This window comes from Paracoccus acridae, assembly GCF_014642735.1.
GTDB classification, from domain to species: domain Bacteria; phylum Pseudomonadota; class Alphaproteobacteria; order Rhodobacterales; family Rhodobacteraceae; genus Paracoccus; species Paracoccus acridae.
This window is the reverse complement of record NZ_BMIV01000057.1, coordinates 1-1,635: the sequence shown is the minus strand read 5'-3', so window position 1 is coordinate 1,635 and position 1,635 is coordinate 1. Positions and strand designations below refer to the sequence as shown.

At 67.0% G+C, this 1,635-nt stretch carries 3 protein-coding genes and 1 other annotated feature; all 3 genes read right to left on the bottom strand.

Features of this window, described 5'->3' with window-relative positions:
* A partial coding sequence (locus IEX25_RS19605) for a sigma-70 family RNA polymerase sigma factor (protein WP_188717402.1) occupies positions 1-387 on the bottom strand: 387 nt, incomplete at its 3' end.
* Positions 384-920 (bottom strand): cupredoxin domain-containing protein, encoded by a 537-nt coding sequence (locus IEX25_RS19600; protein ID WP_229665518.1) that lies wholly within the window; start codon positions 918-920, stop codon positions 384-386. The genes IEX25_RS19600 and IEX25_RS19605, both read right to left, overlap by 4 nt.
* A gap of 2 nt (positions 921-922) precedes the next feature.
* Positions 923-1,342 (bottom strand): hypothetical protein, encoded by a 420-nt coding sequence (locus IEX25_RS19595; RefSeq protein WP_188717399.1) that lies wholly within the window; start codon positions 1,340-1,342, stop codon positions 923-925.
* A gap of 166 nt (positions 1,343-1,508) precedes the next feature.
* Positions 1,509-1,564: a sequence feature (sul1 is cis-regulatory element that is thought to sense ions involved in sulfur or methionine metabolism; They are found in Alphaproteobacteria), on the top strand.
* The last annotated feature ends 71 nt before the right edge of the window (positions 1,565-1,635 follow it).

Sequence of the window (1,635 nt, the reverse complement as noted above, 5' to 3'; positions counted from 1 at the left end):
TTCGGTTTCGGCGCCCGGAAACAGCACCACCTCGGCGCCATGCAGCGCCGGTTCCTCGACCGTGTCGTATTCCTGCTGCGCGTGCTGCTTGCGCAGGCGCATGGCTGCGCAGTTCAGCGCGATGCGGGTGATCCAGGTCGAGAAGCGCGCCGCCTCGCGAAAATCGTCAAGATGGGTGAAGGCGGCCAGGTATGCGTCCTGCACGACCTCCTCGGCCTCGGCGTCGCTGGGCATCAGGCCGCGGGCGATGCGGAACAGGCGGCCGTTCAGCCGCCGGATCAGTTCGCGCACCGCCGCCTCGTCTCGCTGCCGGGCGGCCGCCACCAGGGCCGTCTCGGACAGCTGGCGCTCGGGGCCGGGAAACGTCGCTGCTTGGGGTTTGCTCATGGCGTCTTTCCTTGAGGGGGCATCACGGCACCTTGCGCAAGAATGGCATCGACCGGCGGAAAGGCTGCCAGGGCCGCCCGGGGCAGGTCGCCCGCATCGGTGGCCGGACCCTGCCAGCCGCTATCCTGGCCCGGACGGCCCACGACAATCCGCGCCACCATGCCGGCATGTTCATGCGGCTGGCAATAAAGATCATGGACGCCGGGCACAGTCAGCGTGACCTCGTATTCCTCGCCGGGCAACAACAGGCCGCTGTCCCAAGGCTGCGCCCCGTCGGGAATGCGCTGCGGCCGGTCCAGGATGGCGGGGTGATAGGTGGTGGCCGTATGGCTGTTGCCCGGGTCGCGGTTCACGAAGCGGATCGTCGCGCCGGGGGCGACGGCAAGCCCGACCGGCACGAACCAGACGGCCTCGCCGCGCGGGCTGCCCTTCATCTCGACCAGCAGGGGCGCGGCGGTACTTGCACGGCCAGCCCGCAGGCAGACCGTGCCGAGAAGCGCCGCCCCCCGGGTCATCACCTTTCGGCGGTTCATGGTCATTCCGCCAGCCGCGCCTTGGCGTCCGCGTCATGATAAAGCACCACATGGACATGGGGCTTCTCCACGCCCGGATGCCCGGCGTTGTGATAGATATCGACCGACGCGACGCTGTCGCGGCCAAGGGCAAGGTCGTCGAAGGCTTGGCCGCCCTCCAGATCCTCCAGCGGCGGCATGTAGATCGTGGCCGACAGCTTGCCGTCGTGGTCATAGCCTAGGAAGGGACCGGCGGGCAGGGTCGCAGGATCGACATAAAGCGTGCCGAGGCCGGGCAGGAAATCCGGCAGGGTGACCAGTTCGCTGACCTTCTGGAAGGGCGCGTCAGGGGGTGCGGTGTCAGGCACCGTCTGGGCAGCCGCCAGGAAGGGCAGGGCGCCAAGGAGGACAGAGGCGGCGAGAACGGGAAGGGAGCTGTGCATGTGGGGACCTTTCGATGGCAGGCCGGACCCGCCCGGCCATGGTCATTGGATGCAAGCTGGGGAAAAAGGTTCGCGGGGAACAGAAGCCGCTCTGCAGGGCGGATAAGGCGTCTCGCCTTGATCGGCTTGGCAGTCTTGGCAAAGCTCGTTAAGAGACGCGCAATCGCATGGACCCGGTGCAAGCCCTTGTGGCTATTCCGGCCGCCGATCCGCCGGACAACGCATCCAAGACGCGTCTTCGCATTTATCATCATGAACATCACACGGCACTATCTGCGCCAGTGGCAGAATAA